The following is a 17,097-nucleotide window of genomic DNA, read 5'->3' as shown; positions in this document are numbered from 1 at the left end:
ACATGCCGCATATCCTGATTGTCGAAGACGAGGCGGCGATTGCCGACACGCTGATTTTCGCCCTGCAAGGCGAGGGCTTCACCACCACCTGGCTGAGCCTTGGCCAGGAGGCGCTGGCCCATCAGCGCCAGACGCCCGCCGACTTGATCATCCTCGACATCGGCCTGCCGGACATCAGCGGCTTTGAAACCTGCAAGCAATTGCGGCGTTTCAGCGAAGTACCGGTGATGTTCCTCAGCGCGCGGGATGCCGAGATTGACCGGGTGGTGGGCCTGGAGATCGGCGCCGACGATTATGTGGTCAAACCGTTCAGCCCACGGGAAGTGGCGGCGCGGGTGCGGGCGATCCTCAAACGCGTCGGCCCAGGTGTAGCGCCCAGCGTGTTTCAGATCGATCTGGAGCGCATGCAAATCCAGTATCGCGGCCAGCCTTTGAGCCTGACCCGTCATGAATTCCGCCTGCTGCAAAGCCTGCTCGAGCAACCCGAGCGCGTGTTCAGCCGCGAGCAATTGCTCGATGCAGTGGGCGTGCCCGCCGATGCCGGCTATGAGCGCAATATCGACAGCCATATCAAAAGCCTGCGCAGCAAATTGCGTAGCGTGGCCGCCGATGCCGAGCCGATCCAGACCCATCGCGGCCTCGGCTACAGTTACAGCCCGAGCCACAGCTGATGCGCCTGGGGCTGCGGATTTTCCTGGTGTATGCGCTGTTTATCGGCCTGACCGGCTACTTCGTGCTCAACACGGTGATGAAGGAAATCCGCCCCGGCGTGCGCCAGTCCACTGAAGAAACCCTGGTGGACACCGCCAACCTGCTGGCCGAGATCCTGCGGCTGGATGTGAAGAACGGCACCCTCGGCCAGAGCCACTGGCCGCAATTGCTCAAGGCCTACGGCAGCCGGCAACCGGGTGCGACTATTTGGGGCCTGCCGAAAAACCAGGTCAACCACCGCATCTACGTCACCGACGCCAAGGGCATTGTGTTGCTCGACTCCACGGGCGAGGCGGTCGGCCAGGACTATTCCAAATGGAATGACGTGTACCTCACGCTGCGCGGCGAATATGGCGCGCGTTCGACCCGTAATGAGCTGGATGACCCCAACTCGTCGGTGATGCACGTGGGCGCGCCGATCCGCGACAACGGCCAGATCATTGGCGTGGTCACCGTGGCCAAGCCCAACAGCTCGTTGCAGCCGTATGTCGATCGCACCGAACATCGCCTGCTGTGGTACGGCGCCGGGCTGGTGGTGTTGGGCCTGCTGCTGGGCGCACTGTTGTCCTGGTGGCTGAGCCGCGCGTTGCACCGGCTGACCGCGTATGCCCAGGCGGTGAGCGAAGGTCGGCGCGCCGAGCTGCCGCATTATCGCGGTGGCGAACTCAAGCAACTGTCCACCGCGGTGGAGCACATGCGCACGCAGCTGGAGGGCAAGGCTTACGTCGAGCATTACGTGCACACCCTGACCCATGAACTGAAAAGCCCGCTGGCGGCGATTCGCGGCGCGGCGGAGCTGTTGCAGGGCGACATGACCCGCGAGCAGCAGCAGCGTTTCGTCGGCAATATCGACAGTGAAAGCGCGCGCTTGCAGCAGTTGATCGAACGCTTGCTGAACCTGGCCCAAGTGGAACAGCGCCAGGGCCTGGAAGAGCAAATCAGCATGCCGCTGGCCACCTTGGTCGACGATGTGCTCAAGGCCCAATGCGCGCGCATCGAAGGCGCCGGCCTGCACATCGAACAGGCGATTGGCGCGGATGTGAAGGTGTTCGGCGAGCCTTTCCTGTTGCGCCAGGCGTTGGGCAACTTGCTGGACAACGCCCTGGACTTCACGCCAGCGGGTGGCACCTTGCGCTTCAGTGCGCACACTCAGCACAACGACGTGCAGGTCAGCCTGTTCAACCAGGCCGCGCCGATTCCCGACTACGCCTTGCCGCGCCTGAGTGAGCGTTTCTACTCCTTGCCACGCCCGGCCAGCGGGCGCAAAAGCACCGGCCTGGGCCTCAATTTTGTCGAGGAAGTGATGAAGCTGCACGGCGGCGCGTTGCAGATCGGCAATGTGCCTGGCGGCGTGCAAGTGGTGCTGCATCTCCACACAGTCTCCACATTGCCCACATAAATCTCCCACAGGCGCGGCTCACTCTCTGCCCATCAAAACAGGGAGAGCCCCATGAACCGCAGCTTGCTTTTCAAACTTGGCGCGATTGCGCTGCTGATCCTGCTGTTGCTGATTCCATTGCTGATGATCAACGGCATCATCAGCGACCGTCAGCAGACGCGCGACGACGTCTTGATGGACATCGCCCGCAGCTCCAGCTACAGCCAGCGCCTCACCGGCCCGGTGATGGTGGTGCCGTATCGCAAGACCGTCCGTGAGTGGAAGCTCAATGAAAAACTCAACGAGCGCTACGAGCAAGTCAGCGAAGTGCGTGGTCGTCTGTATTTCCTGCCGGAGCGGTTTGAGCTCGACGGCAAGGTGCAAACCGAGCTGCGCTCGCGGGGCATTTACCAGGCGCGGCTGTTCCATGCCGACAACCGCATCAGCGGGCGTTTTGAGTTGCCTGCGCAGTTGGGCATTACGGAAAACTTTGCGGACTATCGTTTTGAGCCGGCGTTTCTGGCGGTGGGTATCAACGATATTCGCGGCATCGAAAATGCGTTGAAACTGGAGCTGGGCAGCCAGCGTCTGGAGTTTTCGCCGGGCTCCCAAGTGGCGTGGCTGGGGGAAGGCGTGCACGTGATGCTGCCTGAACAAGACAGCAAAAAACCGGCCCCGCTGGACTTCGCCTTCGACCTGCGCCTGCAAGGCACCGAGCAGTTGCAAGTGGTGCCGGTGGGCAAGACCAGCCAGGTCAAGCTGGCCTCGAACTGGCCGCACCCCAGCTTTATCGGCAACTTTCTGCCGGCCCAGCGTGAGGTCACCGCGCAAGGTTTTACCGCCAACTGGCAGACCACGTTCTTCTCCACCAACCTGGAAGAAACCCTGCGCGGCTGTGAGTGGGACAAGGTGTGTGACGACTTCAACAGCCGCAGCTTCGGCGTGAGCTTCATCGACCCGGTGGACCAGTACCTCAAGAGCGACCGCGCGATCAAATACGCGCTGCTGTTTATCGCCCTGACCTTTGCCGGCTTCTTCCTGTTCGAAGTGCTCAAGAACCTGGCGGTGCACCCGATTCAATACGCGTTGGTGGGCTTTGCCTTGGCGTTCTTCTATCTGCTGTTGTTGTCGTTGTCCGAGCACATTGGCTTTGGCCTGGCGTACCTATTGTCGGCGAGTGCCTGCGTGCTGTTGATTGGTTTCTACGTGTGCCATGTGCTGCGCAGTGTTGCCCATGGCCTGGGGTTCTCGGCGGGGCTGGCGGCGTTGTATGGCTTGTTGTACGGGCTGCTGAGTGCCGAGGATTACGCGCTGCTGATGGGCTCGCTGTTGTTGTTCGGCCTGCTGGGCACGGTGATGGTGCTGACGCGCAAACTGGATTGGTATGGCGTGGGCAAGCGCAAGGTGCCGGTTGATTTGGAGGTGGGGCAATGATTGGGTTACGGGAAGATCAGCAGGTGGGTGCGCAGTTGGCCGCAAGCATTGCGACATTCCTCAACGCCACCACCTTCCACTGTGGGAGCGGGCTTGCCCGCGAAGGCGGTGGGTCAGGAACAGAGGTGCTGGATGACACGCCGCAATCGCGGGCAAGCCCGCTCCCACAGTGTATTGGGGTGAATGTCAGACGGGTGGCTGTGTCTCTAGCATCGAAGGCCGCTGGCTGACCTTGGCGTACCAATCGGCAAGCTGGGGATTCGCGGTGCGCCATTGCAGATCAGGGTGGCGGAAGTCGAGGTAACCCAAGGCGCAGGCCACGCTGATGGCGGCGATATCGAAGTGGCTGGCCAGTTCGGCAATCGCATTGGCCTCAAGTTCGGCGACAGCGCGGCGGATCTTGTTGCGCTGCTCATCCAGCCATGGGGCCCAGTGCTTGTCTGCCGGGCGCATGGCGGTCTCGTAACGCACCAGCACGGCGGCATCCATGATGCCGTCGGCCATCGAAGCCAAGGTCAGGCGGCGCCAGCGGGCCGAGCCGTCACGGGGGATCAGCGGGTTGCCGACATGCTGGTGGTCGAGGTAATCGAGGATCACCCGGCTGTCGTGCAGCACCGAGCCGTCGGCCAGGCGCAGGGCCGGGATCTTGCCCACGGGGTTCTCCTGCACCAGATGCGCGTCCGGGTTGACCGGCGTCGGCATGCAGCCGTGCAAGGCCACGCGGTCCTGCTGGCCGGTCTCGGCCAGCAGCACGCGGACTTTGCGCACAAAGGGTGAGGCGGGGTTGTGGAACAAGGTCATGCTGGGCGTGGACATGGGCATTCCTCGAAATGGGCAGTGGCTAGCCTAGAGGGTTGTTCAGTGGCTGGCGAGTGGATTAGCTCCCACATTTTGAATTGTGAACGCAGTCAAATGTGGGAGCTGGCTTGCCTGCGATGGCGCCCTCAGCCGCGCCGCTTGAACAACGCCCAAGCACCAATCACAGCAGGAACCCCCAACCCGACCCAACTCAACGAATCCCACAGCCCATCCCCCAGCAATGCCGCAAACAACCCGGCCGCACTGAGCAGGCCAATCCCCAGCGGAATGCCAAACACCTTCCAGAAATTCGACTGACGCGGCTTCATGCCTTGGCCGCCTTGCGCCGCACGATCCACAGGTAAACGCCGCTGCCGAGCACGATGATGGTCAGCACATCCAGCACCGCCCACAGGATCTTCATCGGCATGCCGCCGTAGTCACCAAAGTGCAGCGGCTGGGACATGCCCATGGCGTCCATGTACCAGGGCCGCTCGGCGATGGCCGTGACGGCGAGGGTGCTGGCGTCGATCAGCACCGGCGTCAGCAAGTGCGAGGTCAGGTGCGTGCTGCCCTTCATGAACACCGCGTAATGGTGCTCACTGGAAAAGCGCGTGCCGGGGAAGGCGATAAAGTCCGGCTGCATGCCGGGCGCGGCTTTGGCGGCGATGCTCAGCAACTCGGTGGCCGGTGCGCGTTGGGTCAGCGGTGGCGCGTTTTTGTACGGCTCGATCATCGCGCTGAGGCTGTCCTGGCGCCAGGCGGCGATGATCAGGTCGGCGCAGGCACTGATCACACCGGTCACGCCTACCACCAACGCCCAGGTCAGCGTGACCACGCCGATCAGGTTATGCAGGTCGAGCCAGCGCAGGCGCGTGGACTTGTCCTGGCGCACGGTGGCGAACTTCAAACGGCGCATGAACGGCAAGTACAACACCGTGCCCGAGACAATCGCGACTACAAACAGAATGCCCATGAATGCCAGCAGCAACTTGCCCGGCAGGCCGGCAAACATGTCCACGTGCAGGCGCAGCAGGAACAGCGTCAGCCCGCCGTTGGCGGCCGGCGTTTCCACGGCTTCACCGGTGCGCGCATCGAGCATGAAGGTGTGCGACGAATTGGGCTCGGTGCCGGCAGTGGCGGCCATGATCGCGATCACGCCGTTCTTGTCGTCCTCGTCCCACGCCAGGTATTGCATCGCCTCACCGGGGCGGTGCGCCTGGGCTTTCGCCACCAGTTGCTCGAGGTTCAGCTGCGGGGTGTCGGCGGGCATCTGCGCCAGCTCGGGTTCGTTGCCCAGCAGGTGATCGATCTCATGGTGAAACACCAGCGGCAGGCCGGTGAGGGCCAGCAGCAGGAGGAAGACGGTGCAGATCAGGCTGGTCCAGGTGTGGATGAAGGACCAGCGGCGGATGGTTTTGCTTTTCATTTTTCTAGCCTTCAGACACACCAAAGCCGCCCCGGAGGACGGCCTGGTTATTAACTCAGCCGATTACCACTGGTAGGTGGCGCTGGCGACGACGCTGCGTTGGTCGCCGAAGTAGCAGTAGGAGCCATCGCAGGTGGAAATGTAGTCCTTGTTGAACAGGTTAGTGGCGTTGAGTTTCACCGAGGCACCTTTGAGGCTGTTGTCGAGGCGGCCAAGGTCGTAATGCACGGCACCGTCGAACACCGTGTAGGCATTTGCCTTACCCAGCCAAGTGTTGGCTTGGTCGCCATAAGTGTTGCCGGTGTAGCGGGCGCCAAAGCCGATGCCGAAACCATCGAGTACGCCGTTGTGCCAGGTGTAGTCGGTCCACAGGGAGGCTTGCTGCTCGGGCATCAGTTGCAGGCGGTTGCCTTTGAATTCGCCTTTTTGTACTTCGGATTTGGCCAGGGTATAAGCAGCGATGACCTTGAGATTCTCGGTCACGTCAGAAACGGCTTCCAGTTCCAGGCCTTTGACTTTCACTTCCCCGGTTTGGTCGGTGACTGATTGGCCACCTGCGCCGGTGCTCGTAACCAATACGTTTTTCTGCGTCAGATCGTATATCGCCGCACTCAGCAAAGTGTTGGAACCAGGCGGCTGGTACTTGATCCCCAGTTCCCATTGCTTGCCTTCGGTGGGCTTATAGGACTTGAGTGGGTCTACGCTGGCGTTGCTTGCTGGCTGGAAAGATTCCGCGTAGGACAAGTACGGCACAAAGCCCGAGTCAAACACGTAGCTCAATGCCGCGTTGCCACTGAAGTTCTTGCTGCGATCAGTATTGGTCGCATCGTTTTTGTTGAAGTAGGTGGTGCCTTGATGCACCCAGTCTTCACGCCCACCCAACGTCAGGCGCCACTTATCCAAAGCCATCTGGTCTTGTGCATAGAGGCCGGTTTGTACGGTTTTCTGGTTGTAGTCGTAGTACGCATCGGTGCGTGGGGGGCGCACTACCGGTGCAGTGTTGACGGGGTTGAAGATGTTGATGCGCCCGGCGCTACCGTATATCGACAGGTAAGAAGTGTCGGTGCGCTGGTGGTCCAGGCCCAACAGAAGGGTATGGGTGACATCACCGGTTGCGAAGTCGGCCTGGAAGTTGTTGTCGACCGCGAATTGGCCGATGTTCTCATCAACGTTGGTCGAGGTGCGGTCGATGTTGCCCGTAGCGTCTACTGGATAATAGGCAAAGGCACCCACGGTCAGTTGTTGGAATGAAAGCTCCGATTTGGTGTAACGCAGGTTCTGCTTGAACTGCCAGGTATCGTTGAAGCGGTGCTCGAACGCATAGCCCAATGCGTAGTAGGTGCGGTCGTAGAATTCGTAATCCGGGTCGCCCAGATTCTTATGATGGGAGACTTTACCCAACGGAGAATCGATTTTGGTGCCCACAATTGGCAAAAACTGGCTGGTGGCACCGGTATCGTCCCGAGTGAACTGCGACAGGAAGGTCAGCTTGGTATCGGTGTCGATATTCCACGTCAGGCTCGGCGCAATGTTGTAGCGCTTGTTGTCGATGTGGTCGACCTGGGTGCCGGCGTCGCGCACTACACCGCTGAGGCCATACAGGAACTGGCCTTCATCATCGATTTTGCCGGTGCTGGCAAAGTTGATCTGGCGGTAGTTGTCACTGCCGTATTGCACTTGGACGGCATTGCTCGACTCAGCACTGGGGCGGCGGCTGACCATGTCCAACAGGCCGCCCGGTGGCGTTTGGCCGTAGATCGACGAGGCCGGGCCACGCAGCAGGGCCAGGCGATCAAGGTTCCAGGTTTCGGCTTTCGGGTTGGCGTACACACCGCGCGGCAATGGCAGGCCGTCGAGGAATTGCGTGGGTTCAAAACCGCGCACGCGCATCCAGTCGTAGCGGGTGTCGCTGCCATAGCTGGAAGAGACGATGCCGGGCATGTATTTGACCGCGTCATCGAGGTTCTGGACGTTGCGATCCTGCATCTGCTGCCGGGTGGCGACGGAGATCGAACGCGGTGCTTCGACCAGGGCGGTGTCGGTCTTGGTGCCGGCGGCGGTGCGCGTTGCCAAGTAGCCTGTCACCGGGCCCCAGGCACTTTCGGTGTTGCCCTGAGCAATGATGCTCGTCTCCGGCAACGCCACAACCCCCTCCGGAATCGCCACCAACGTAAACGTCCCGGCGCTGCTCTGCTCCAACTGCAACCCGGTCCCACGCAACGCCTCGCGCAGTGCGCCCTGTGCATCGAACTGGCCGTTGACCGGTGCCGAGGTCTTGCCCGCTGCCAGCGAAGGATTCAGCGTCAGCGCAAGGCCGGCCTGGCTGGCGATCTGGTTCAGGGTGCTGGCCAACGGCGCCGCCGGCAGGTTGTAGGCGCGCACGCTGGAAGCCTGTTCAGCGGCGATCAGCGTGGTGCTGGCCAGCGGGGCGCTGAGGGCAATGGCCACGGCTAACAGGCTGGGGCGCAACAAGGTGTCTAGCGTGCGGGACATAGGGCGGCTCCTGAATGGAAGTAATTCGCAATTGCCTATGTGCCGAGCGAGATTCAAAAAGTGATAGGGCTGGGTGGAAATATTTTTCAGGATGGTCTTGAGGGCCCCATCGCAGGCAAGCCAGCTCCCACAGGGGGAATGCATTTCAAGGTGGGAGCTGGCTTGCCTGCGATAGCCATTGCCCAAACTGCGCAAAACTCAGGGCTTGGCGGTGACGGTCACCCACCACGGCGTGTGCTGCTCAATCTGCACCGGCAGGGTCGGCAACAGCGCGTTCAGCGCCAGCGTGGTGTCGTGCAGCGGGAAGCTGCCGGTGATGCGCAGGTCGGCGACGTTTTTATCCACGCCCAGATAGCCGGTGCGGTAGCGGCTGAGTTCCGCGACCACATCGCCCAGGCGGGCGTTGTCGACCACTAGCATGCCGCGCGTCCAGGCGTCGGCGGCGGGTGTCACGGCAAGCAGCGGGCCGAGGCCGTCGCTGCGCATCAGCACTTGCTGGCCTTGCTTGAAAATCTGTTCCTTGTGCAGCGCCTCAGGCTGGGCGGCCACGGCGGACTGCAGCACGCTCAGGCGCGTGGCGTCGTCTTCGCGTTTGACGATAAACCGCGTGCCCAATGCGCGCAGGCTGCCGTCGCGGGTTTGGACATAAAACGGGCGGGCATCGTTATGGCCGGTCTCGACGAGAATCTCGCCTTCCTGCAGCACAATCAGCCGGCGTTTTTCATCAAACCGCACGTCGATGGCGCTGTGGGTGTTGAGGTTGATCAGCGTGCCGTCCGCCAGTTTCAGGGTGCGCTGCTCGCCGGTGGCGGTGCGTTGGTCGGCCAGCCAATAGTGGATCGCCACGTAACGCTCGCCGGCAAACAACGCCAGGCCGCAGACCAGCGCGATACTCGCCACGCCGCGCCCCAGCTTGCGCACGCGCTGGCGAATGCCTTCGCGTGACTGCAACAACGCCGCCCGCGCCGGGCCTGCGGCCACGCTGAAACGTTGGTCGAGCATGCCCAGCTGGCGCCAGGCGCGTGCATGCTCTTTATCGCTGGCCAGCCATTTGGCGAATTCTTCCTGTTCCACGGCACTGCCGTCGCCGGAGTCGAGGGACAGTTGCCACGCAATCGCGGCATCCAGCACACGCGCCGACACCGGTTTTGTGCTGATCACCGTCACAACGGCTCGCCGTACAGCGCGACGTAGCACTGGCGAATGCCCTGGGCCAGGTATTGGCGCACGCGTGGCACCGACACGCCGAGGCGCTCGGCGATTTGCGCGTGGCCCAGGCCGTCGAGGCGGTTATAGAGGAAGGCGGCGCGGGCCTTGCTCGACAGCTTGCCGAGCAGGCGGTCGATGGCCTTGAGGTCTTCGAGGATCAGTTGCTGTTCTTCCGGCGAGGGGTGTTCGCTTTCCGGGATCAGCATCAATTCGGTGAGGTAGGCCTGTTCCAGCGCCGCGCGCCGGAAGTAGTCGAACAGCAACCCTTTGGCGATGGCCACCAGAAACGCGCGGGGCTCGCGGGGTTCGCGCAGTTCGTCACGGCCCAGCAGGCGCATGAAGGTGTCCTGGCTCAGGTCTTCGGCGCGGCTCGGGCAGGCCACATTGCGGCGCAGCCAGGCCAGCAGCCAGCCGCGATGGTCGCGATACAACGCGCCAACAAGCTCACTGTGCGGGGTCTGGACCGACGACAAGGCATCACCGAATATACAAGAGGTTTAAACTAACGAGAATTATTCGCGATTGTGTCAGAGGCAAGCAGTGGGCGCAATTGGCGTCTGTCGGGCGATCGTTCCCTCGCTCAGTGTGGGAATGCATCCCGTCCCTTGTGCGGGGCTTGAGTTTTGCGCCACAAGCGGACGCGGAGCGTCCTCACCGGCGTTCCCACGCAGAGCGTGGGTACGATCTTAGAAACCGGGGGCTTGTTTGCGCCGTTTCCATTGGCTCAAGCGCGCCTGAAGCGCCTGCGGGGAGTCGATGTGCTGCTGGCGCGCGCGACTCAACAGGATGAGCATCAGCTCCGCGGTGGCCAGGGCGTCGGCGCTGGCGTGATGGCGCTCACCGACCTGCAGCTTGAAGTGGTTGATCCAGTCGTCCAGCCCGGCCTCGCGGATATTCGCTTCGGGGCACAGCAGCGGGGCGATGTCGGCGACGTCGAGGAACGGGTGCGCCAGGCGATAACCCAGGCTGTCTTTGAGGGCGCGGCACAGCATGTGTTGATCGAACGGCGCATGGAATGCCAGTAACGGGCTGTCGCCAACAAACGCCATGAACTCCAGCAACGCCTCGGCCGGGTCGCTGCCGGCGGCAATCGCACTGGGGCCGAGGCCGTGGATCAACACGCTGGGGCTGAGTTTGGTTTCGGCACGGTGCAAGGTGCGCTCGAACATCTGCGAAAAATCCACGGCGCCGTCCTCGATCACCACGGCGCCGATGGACAGCACCTGGTCACGGTTGAGGTTCAGGCCGCTGGTTTCCAGGTCGACCACGACCCAACGCTGGCTGCGTAAGGCGCCGTCGCCCAGCACCGCGGGTTTGGGCAGTTGCGCCAGGCGCCGCTGCTGTTCTGCGTCGAGCCCTGGCTTTTTCGTACGCAGCCAGTCGAACAGGCTCACAGTTGATACCGAAAGGTCAGGCTGCTTTGCAGGCGCTGGGCCTGGCGCAGGGATTCACGCAGGATGCGCCGGTCCAGGTGGTTGAGGCTGTCGGGGTCGACGCGGTTGGAATACGGCTGGTTCTCGCGGGTTTGCAACTGGTGCTGCTGCATGCGGGTTTGCTGGATAAAGTGATAGGCCTCTTCGTACGCGGCGCCGTCCAGGGGCTCGATGACCTCTTTGGCCACCAGCTGGCGCAGGCGCTCCAAGGTGTTATTGGCGTGGACGCCATTGGCCAGGGCCAGCAGGCGCGCGCCATCGACAAAGGGCGTGAGGCCTTGCACCTTGAGGTCGAGGGTGGCCTTTTCGCCACCTTTGCGCGTCAGCACAAAATCGCGGAAGCGCCCAACGGGCGGGCGCTGGCGCAGCGCGTTCTCGGCCAGCATGCGTTGAAACAGCCGGTTATCCGCGACTTGATCCAGAACGCTCTGGCGCAATTGCTCGCAGCCCTGTTCGTCGCCCCACACCACGCGCAAATCGAAATAGATGCTGGAGGCCAGCAGGTTCTCAGGCGTCGCCTCGCGGATAAACGCGCCGAAACGCCGCGCCCATTCAGCCCGCGACAGGCACAGCTCGGGGTTGCCGGCCATGATGTTGCCCTTGCACAAGCTGAAGCCGCACAGCGCCAGGCTCTGGTTGATCTGCTGCGCCAGGGGCAACAAGCGGCCGCGAATTTCGGCGGCTTCGGCGGCGTCCTTGGCGTCGAACAGAATGCCGTTGTCCTGGTCGGTAAACAGGGTTTGCTCGCGGCGGCCTTCACTGCCGAAGCACAACCAGCTGAAGGGCACGCCGGGGTCGCCTTTGTCGGCCAGCGTCAGCTCGATCACCCGGCACACGGTGTGATCGTTGAGCAGCGTAATAATGTGGGTGATCTGCGTGGACGACGCGCCGTGGGCGAGCATGCGTTCCACCAGTTGGCCGATCTCGCCGCGAATCGCCACCAGGTTTTCTACTCGCGGCGCATTGCGGATGGTGCGGGCCAGGTGCACCAGGTCCACCCGCTGCAGGGAAAACAGGTCGCGCTCGGACACCACACCACACAATCGCTGGTCTTTCACCAGGCACACATGGGCGATGTGTCGCTCGGTCATGGCGATGGCGGCGTCGAAGGCGCTGTGGTCGGGCGTCAGGAAGAACGGCGCCTGGGTCATATGGCCTTCGATGGCTTGATTGAAATCACTGGTGCCGTCGGCCACCACTTGGCGCAGGTCGCGCAAGGTGAAGATCCCAAGAGGCGCCTTGTGCTCGTCGACAATCACGATGCTGCCGACTTGCTGCTCATGCATCAGCGTCACCGCCTCGCGCAGCGGCGTGGTTGGGTTGCAAGTGACCGGATGGCGCATGGCCAATTCGCCCAGGCGCGTGTTCAACGAGTACTGGGTGCCGAGGGTTTCCACGGCTTTTTGCTGCACCTGCTGGTTAACCTGGTCCAGCAGTGCGCTGACACCCCGCAGGGCGAAATCGCGAAACGGGCTGGAGAGTGCGAACAGCTTGATAAACGCCGGCTTGTTCAGTTGCAGGCAGAAGGTGTCTTCGGCGGCCTTGTGCTCGGTGCGGGTCGCGCGTTCGCCCAGCAGCGCGGCGAGGGGGAAACATTCGCCGGTGGTGATTTCGAAGGTGGTTTGGGTGGAGTCCGGCCGTTCGCCAACGACTCGGCCCTGCTTGACGATGTAGAAATGCTCCACCGGGCCGCCCGACGGCTTGAGGATGCTGTCGCCGGGACCGTAGAAGCGCAATTGGCACTGTTCCACCAGAAACGCCAAGTGGGCATGTTCCATCTGGTTGAACGGCGGGAAGCGTTGCAGGAATTGCAGGGTGCCGTGGATGTTCTGCAACACGGCGGTTTTTCCCGCCTGGGTGAAAGCATCAGCTTTACTCATAACAGTGACCGCAGTTTCTTGTCGTTATCGTCCTTTATGGTCAGCCCCCGCGCCCTGGGTGCCCATTGGACGTAAGTCTAGGTAGCGGTAAACCGATGGGCGACTAGGGAAAAACCTTACATGACTATCGTCCAAACCCCGTAGAACACCCACTAGGCAAACTTTCCGACGAAGTGCACATTGTTCGCCCTTCTGCAGATGTCTGACGAGTGTGCTGGGAGATTGATGAGAACTGCTGAGAAACGTATGTCCGACCACGATATTTTGAGCGATGCCGAGCGCGAGGCGCTGAGCGCTGTGATGCTGGAGCCTGATTTACCGCCACAACGCGTGTTGATTGTTGATGACGACAAGGACGCGCGTGAACTGCTGGCGGAGATCCTGGGCCTGGACGGCATTCGCTGCATGACGGCTGACAGTGGTGAGGCAGCGTGGGATTTGTTGAGAACCAGTAGCTCTATTGGTCTATTGATTACTGACCTGCGCATGGAACCCAGCAACGGCCTTGAACTGATCGAAAAGGTGCGCGAGTCCGAGCGGGCGGCGTTGCCGATCATCATCATGTCGGGGGACGCCGAGGCGCCGGATGTGATCGATGCGATGCACTTGAGTGTGGTGGACTTTTTGCTCAAGCCGATTGATAGCGTGAAGTTGGCGAAGATGGTCAAGCGTGAATTAGGAATGGCGCAGTAGTTACCGTTGGTCAGGTTTGTCCGATACCTGTTAGTTTTAACAGTAGGAAAGCTTGGGAGGCTCTTGTTTACTGGGTGAAGTAGCGCGCAGAGATCGTTACTTTAAATACCCATTAAGCGGGAGATGGAAATGGCGACTAAAAGTCCATTCAAAGGCTCGGCAATTCTGAAAGTTACCTATAAAGATAAACCTCACCTTGAGTTTAATTTGGATAAGGTTGAAGGGGCCGCAAACAATTTCGTGGCGTTTGACAATAAAGGCAAACCCATCTTGGCAATTGTTTACCCCGAGAACGTTGAAGACGGTAAAACCTATAATTTTGAATACGCCGCAGATCATCCTTGGGGGTTACGCTTCTCTGGCGACGGGGACGAGCGCTCTTTGGCCGGGAAAGTTACTGTGATAGTTACGGATGGTGGCGATCATCAAGCACTGACGATCGCGGCGGTTTATGAAAAAGAAGTAGGTAAGAAGTACGTGTTTGAGGGGAAGGCTGATATTCAATACATCCCATGATAAAAACACATGGGTTAATTATAGGGGTTGACTTGAACTCCCTGATCTCAAGATCAGGGAGTTCGCGTTTAACTACCTACCGTTTTTCGCTTTAAACTCCCGACGCCGACGGTGCAACACCGGCTCGGTATAACCATTCGGCTGTTTAGTTCCTTCAATCACCAACTCCACCGCCGCTTGAAACGCGATGTTGCTGTCGAAATCCGGCGCCAACGGGCGATACAGCGCATCCCCTGCATTCTGACGGTCGACCACCGGCGCCATGCGCTTGAGGCTTTCCATCACTTGGGCTTCGTTGACGATGCCGTGGCGCAACCAGTTGGCGATGTGCTGGCTGGAGATGCGCAGGGTGGCGCGGTCTTCCATCAGGCCGACGTCGTTGATGTCCGGCACTTTCGAGCAGCCCACGCCTTGGTCGATCCAGCGCACGACATAGCCGAGGATGCCCTGGGCGTTGTTGTCCAGCTCGTTGCGGATTTCTTCGTCGGACCAATCGGTGTTGCTGGCCAGAGGAATGGTCAGGATATCGTCCACCGAGGCGCGCTCACGCTTGGCCAGTTCGGCCTGACGCGCGAACACGTCGACCTTGTGGTAGTGCAGCACGTGCAGTGCGGCCGCAGTGGGCGACGGCACCCAAGCGGTGTTGGCGCCGGCCAGTGGGTGAGCGATTTTCTGTTCAAGCATCGCCGCCATCAGGTCGGGCATCGCCCACATGCCTTTACCGATCTGCGCACGGCCTTGCAGGCCAGTGCTCAGGCCGATATCAACGTTCCAGTTCTCGTACGCGCCGATCCACTTCTCGGCTTTCATGGCGGCCTTGCGCACCATCGCACCGGCTTCCATGGAGGTGTGGATCTCGTCGCCGGTACGGTCGAGGAAGCCGGTGTTGATAAACACCACGCGCTCGCTGGCCGCCTTGATACAGGCCTTGAGGTTGACCGTGGTGCGGCGCTCCTCGTCCATGATCCCGACCTTGAGGGTGTTGCGCGGCAGGTTCAGCACGTCTTCGATACGGCCGAACAGCTCGTTGGTGAACGCCGCTTCTTCAGGGCCGTGCATTTTCGGTTTAACGATGTAGACCGAACCGGTGCGGCTGTTCTTGCGGCTGCTGTTGCCGTTGAGGCTGTGGATCGCTGCCAGGCTGGTGAGCAGGCCATCGAGGATACCTTCCGGCACTTCGTTGCCGTCTTTGTCGAGGATCGCGTCGATGGTCATCAAGTGGCCAACGTTGCGCACGAACAGCAGCGAACGGCCGTGCAAGGTCACGTCCTGGCCATCCACGCCGGTGTAGACGCGGTCGGCGTTCATGGTGCGGGTGAAGGTCTTGCCGCCCTTGGCCACTTCTTCGGCCAGGTCGCCCTTCATCAGGCCGAGCCAGTTGCGGTAGATCACCACTTTGTCATCGGCATCCACGGCGGCGACGGAGTCTTCGCAGTCCATGATGGTGGTCAGCGCGGCTTCCATCAGCACGTCTTTGACACCGGCGGCGTCGGTCTGGCCGACCGGTGTGCTGGCGTCGATCTGGATTTCGAAGTGCAGGCCGTTGTGCTTGAGCAGGATCGCAATCGGCTGGGCTGCTGGGCCCTGGAAACCGATCAGCTGGGCATCGTCACGCAGGCCGCTGTTGCTGCCGCCCTTGAGGCTGACGATCAGCTTGCCATCCACGATCTTGTAACCGGTGGAATCCACGTGGCTGCCGGCGCTGAGCGGCGCGGCTTCGTCGAGGAAGGCGCGGGCGAAGGCAATCACCTTGTCGCCACGCACTTTGTTGTAGCCCTGGCCCTTCTCGGCGCCGTCGGCTTCGCTGATGGCGTCGGTGCCATACAGCGCGTCATACAGCGAGCCCCAGCGTGCGTTGGAGGCGTTGAGGGCGAAGCGGGCATTCATCACCGGCACCACCAGCTGCGGGCCGGCCATGCGGGCGATTTCGTCATCGACGTTTTGAGTCGAGGCCTGGAAGTCTGCGGCTTCTGGCAGCAGGTATCCGATATCTTGCAGGAAGGCTTTGTAGGCCACAGGGTCGTGGGCCTGGCCGGCGTGCGTCTGGTGCCAGGTATCGATCCGCGCTTGGAAATCGTCGCGTTTGGCGAGTAGGGCTTTGTTCTTCGGTGCCAGGTCGTGGATGACCTTGTCGGCGCCGGCCCAGAACTGGTCGGCAGTGATGCCGGTGCCGGGAATGGCTTCGTTGTTCACGAAGTCGAACAGGACTTTGGCGACCTGCAGGCCACCGACTTGAACGTGTTCAGTCATTGCTTGCCTCACTCTGCGGAGCTTATGCGCTGTTTCAGATTTTCATTATGTAGTGCACGGTTGGGCATACTACATGATGACTTGCGGTTGTGAAAATTAGACTAAATACGTCGTTTAGCGACCCACTTTGGTCGTACGGTCACAGCGGAGAACGGGATGTTCTCAAAAAACTATTGGATTGTTCCAGATAAATATAAAAATGGTACACGATTTGTTTTCGAGGGCGCCTGCGTCCACCTTGTAGATTGAAATCCCAGAGGGCTTCGCCATGGACCATCTTGTACTCACTATTATCGCCGCCGACAAACCCGGCCTGGTTGAACGCATTGCGCAGAACATTGCGACCCACGGCGGCAACTGGCTGGAGAGCCGCATGGCGCACATGGCCGGGCAGTTTGCCGGGATCCTGCGGGTCAGTGTGCCTGCAGAAAGCCGTCAGGACCTGGTGAATGCGCTGGAGGACTTATCCACACACGGTATTCGCGTGCTGGTGGGCGAGGGCAGTACCGGGCAGGCCGCTGCGTCCAAGGCGATCCTGATGACGCTGGTGGGTAACGACCGGTCGGGCATTGTGCGTGAGATCACGGCGCTGCTGAGCAAACAGGGCGTGAACCTGCAAAGTCTGAGCACGGATGTGCGCCCGGCGCCCATGAGCGGCGATCCGTTGTTTACCGCCGAGGCCGTGTTGCAGGTGCCGACAGCGTTATCCCTGGATACCTTGCAACTGGCCCTGGAAACCCTGGCGGATGACTTGATGGTGGAGTTGCACCACGAGGAATAACTGCCCACAGGGTTATGCATGGAAATCTTGCATGGGCCTGTAGATAACCTGTAGAGACCCGGCGCCAGGCCACGCCGGCCGGGCTTCTGCTC

At 61.1% G+C, this 17,097-nt stretch carries 15 protein-coding genes; 6 read left to right on the top strand and 9 right to left on the bottom strand.

Features of this window, described 5'->3' with window-relative positions; genetic code table 11:
• Nucleotides 1-2: 2 nt before the first annotated feature.
• The 3 genes from creB to creD are packed head-to-tail and all read left to right on the top strand — an operon-like array spanning nucleotide 3 to nucleotide 3,523.
• On the top strand, nucleotides 3-671 hold the full coding sequence (gene creB, locus PspR76_RS28165) for a two-component system response regulator CreB (RefSeq protein WP_159960445.1): 669 nt from the start codon (nucleotides 3-5) through the stop codon (nucleotides 669-671).
• Nucleotides 671-2,110, top strand: coding sequence for a two-component system sensor histidine kinase CreC (gene creC, locus PspR76_RS28160; RefSeq protein WP_159960443.1), 1,440 nt, complete (start codon nucleotides 671-673; stop codon nucleotides 2,108-2,110). The genes creB and creC overlap by 1 nt, the downstream gene beginning before the upstream one ends.
• 51 nt (nucleotides 2,111-2,161) lie before the next feature.
• Entirely contained in the window at nucleotides 2,162-3,523 is a 1,362-nt protein-coding gene (gene creD / locus PspR76_RS28155) for a cell envelope integrity protein CreD (protein ID WP_159960441.1), read from the top strand.
• Between the two features lie 186 nt (nucleotides 3,524-3,709).
• On the opposite strand, the gene PspR76_RS28150 is transcribed toward creD, so the two are convergent.
• The 8 genes from PspR76_RS28150 to PspR76_RS28115 form a co-directional block, all read right to left on the bottom strand.
• A complete protein-coding gene (locus PspR76_RS28150) occupies nucleotides 3,710-4,339 on the bottom strand; it encodes a glutathione S-transferase (RefSeq protein WP_159960439.1) in 630 nt (209 codons plus the stop codon).
• Between the two features lie 128 nt (nucleotides 4,340-4,467).
• A complete protein-coding gene (locus tag PspR76_RS28145; protein WP_159960437.1) occupies nucleotides 4,468-4,650 on the bottom strand; it encodes a hypothetical protein in 183 nt (60 codons plus the stop codon).
• The gene (locus PspR76_RS28140) at nucleotides 4,647-5,750 is read right to left on the bottom strand and encodes a PepSY-associated TM helix domain-containing protein (protein WP_159960435.1); all 1,104 of its coding nucleotides are present in this window, start codon (nucleotides 5,748-5,750) and stop codon (nucleotides 4,647-4,649) included. The genes PspR76_RS28145 and PspR76_RS28140 overlap by 4 nt, the downstream gene beginning before the upstream one ends.
• Before the next feature lie 63 nt (nucleotides 5,751-5,813).
• Complete coding sequence (locus PspR76_RS28135) at nucleotides 5,814-8,243, bottom strand: TonB-dependent siderophore receptor (RefSeq protein ID WP_159960433.1); 2,430 nt, start codon at nucleotides 8,241-8,243, stop codon at nucleotides 5,814-5,816.
• A 198-nt stretch (nucleotides 8,244-8,441) separates the two neighbouring features.
• Entirely contained in the window at nucleotides 8,442-9,410 is a 969-nt protein-coding gene (locus PspR76_RS28130) for a FecR domain-containing protein (protein WP_159960431.1), read from the bottom strand.
• The gene (locus PspR76_RS28125; protein ID WP_159960429.1) at nucleotides 9,407-9,925 is read right to left on the bottom strand and encodes an RNA polymerase sigma factor; all 519 of its coding nucleotides are present in this window, start codon (nucleotides 9,923-9,925) and stop codon (nucleotides 9,407-9,409) included. The genes PspR76_RS28130 and PspR76_RS28125 overlap by 4 nt, the downstream gene beginning before the upstream one ends.
• A 213-nt stretch (nucleotides 9,926-10,138) precedes the next feature.
• Complete coding sequence (locus PspR76_RS28120) at nucleotides 10,139-10,846, bottom strand: 3'-5' exonuclease (protein WP_159960427.1); 708 nt, start codon at nucleotides 10,844-10,846, stop codon at nucleotides 10,139-10,141.
• Nucleotides 10,843-12,765 carry a putative nucleotidyltransferase substrate binding domain-containing protein gene (locus PspR76_RS28115; RefSeq protein WP_159960425.1) on the bottom strand — a complete coding sequence of 641 codons (1,923 nt, stop codon included), beginning with the start codon at nucleotides 12,763-12,765 and terminating at the stop codon, nucleotides 10,843-10,845. Before PspR76_RS28115 ends, PspR76_RS28120 begins: the two co-directional genes overlap by 4 nt.
• 246 nt (nucleotides 12,766-13,011) lie before the next feature.
• On the opposite strand from PspR76_RS28115, the gene PspR76_RS28110 reads away from it, so the two are divergent.
• Nucleotides 13,012-13,458, top strand: a complete 447-nt coding sequence (locus PspR76_RS28110) for a response regulator (protein WP_159960423.1) — start codon at nucleotides 13,012-13,014, stop codon at nucleotides 13,456-13,458.
• 129 nt (nucleotides 13,459-13,587) lie between these two features.
• Entirely contained in the window at nucleotides 13,588-13,974 is a 387-nt protein-coding gene (locus PspR76_RS28105) for a hypothetical protein (protein WP_159960421.1), read from the top strand.
• 72 nt (nucleotides 13,975-14,046) lie between these two features.
• Here the strand turns inward: PspR76_RS28105 and PspR76_RS28100 are convergent, their stop codons facing one another.
• Nucleotides 14,047-16,224 (bottom strand): malate synthase G, encoded by a 2,178-nt coding sequence (locus PspR76_RS28100; protein WP_159960419.1) that lies wholly within the window; start codon nucleotides 16,222-16,224, stop codon nucleotides 14,047-14,049.
• A 268-nt stretch (nucleotides 16,225-16,492) separates the two neighbouring features.
• Here PspR76_RS28100 and PspR76_RS28095 point away from each other — a divergent pair, with 268 nt between their 5' ends.
• Complete coding sequence (locus PspR76_RS28095; RefSeq protein WP_159960417.1) at nucleotides 16,493-17,005, top strand: glycine cleavage system protein R; 513 nt, start codon at nucleotides 16,493-16,495, stop codon at nucleotides 17,003-17,005.
• The last annotated feature ends 92 nt before the right edge of the window (nucleotides 17,006-17,097 follow it).

This window comes from Pseudomonas sp. R76, assembly GCF_009834565.1.
GTDB lineage: Bacteria > Pseudomonadota > Gammaproteobacteria > Pseudomonadales > Pseudomonadaceae > Aquipseudomonas.
This window is presented reverse-complemented; position numbering and strand designations above follow the sequence as displayed.

Coding starts and splice junctions, on each gene's coding strand:
- PspR76_RS28110 (WP_159960423.1), top strand. CDS start 13,012: ATGTCCGACCACGATATTTTGAGCGATGCCGAGCGCGAGGCGCTGAGC.
- creD (WP_159960441.1), top strand. CDS start 2,162: ATGAACCGCAGCTTGCTTTTCAAACTTGGCGCGATTGCGCTGCTGATC.
- PspR76_RS28095 (WP_159960417.1), top strand. CDS start 16,493: ATGGACCATCTTGTACTCACTATTATCGCCGCCGACAAACCCGGCCTG.
- creB (WP_159960445.1), top strand. CDS start 3: ATGCCGCATATCCTGATTGTCGAAGACGAGGCGGCGATTGCCGACACG.
- PspR76_RS28140 (WP_159960435.1), bottom strand. CDS start 5,750: ATGAAAAGCAAAACCATCCGCCGCTGGTCCTTCATCCACACCTGGACC.
- PspR76_RS28115 (WP_159960425.1), bottom strand. CDS start 12,765: ATGAGTAAAGCTGATGCTTTCACCCAGGCGGGAAAAACCGCCGTGTTG.
- PspR76_RS28105 (WP_159960421.1), top strand. CDS start 13,588: ATGGCGACTAAAAGTCCATTCAAAGGCTCGGCAATTCTGAAAGTTACC.
- creC (WP_159960443.1), top strand. CDS start 671: ATGCGCCTGGGGCTGCGGATTTTCCTGGTGTATGCGCTGTTTATCGGC.
- PspR76_RS28135 (WP_159960433.1), bottom strand. CDS start 8,243: ATGTCCCGCACGCTAGACACCTTGTTGCGCCCCAGCCTGTTAGCCGTG.
- PspR76_RS28145 (WP_159960437.1), bottom strand. CDS start 4,650: ATGAAGCCGCGTCAGTCGAATTTCTGGAAGGTGTTTGGCATTCCGCTG.
- PspR76_RS28150 (WP_159960439.1), bottom strand. CDS start 4,339: ATGTCCACGCCCAGCATGACCTTGTTCCACAACCCCGCCTCACCCTTT.
- PspR76_RS28100 (WP_159960419.1), bottom strand. CDS start 16,224: ATGACTGAACACGTTCAAGTCGGTGGCCTGCAGGTCGCCAAAGTCCTG.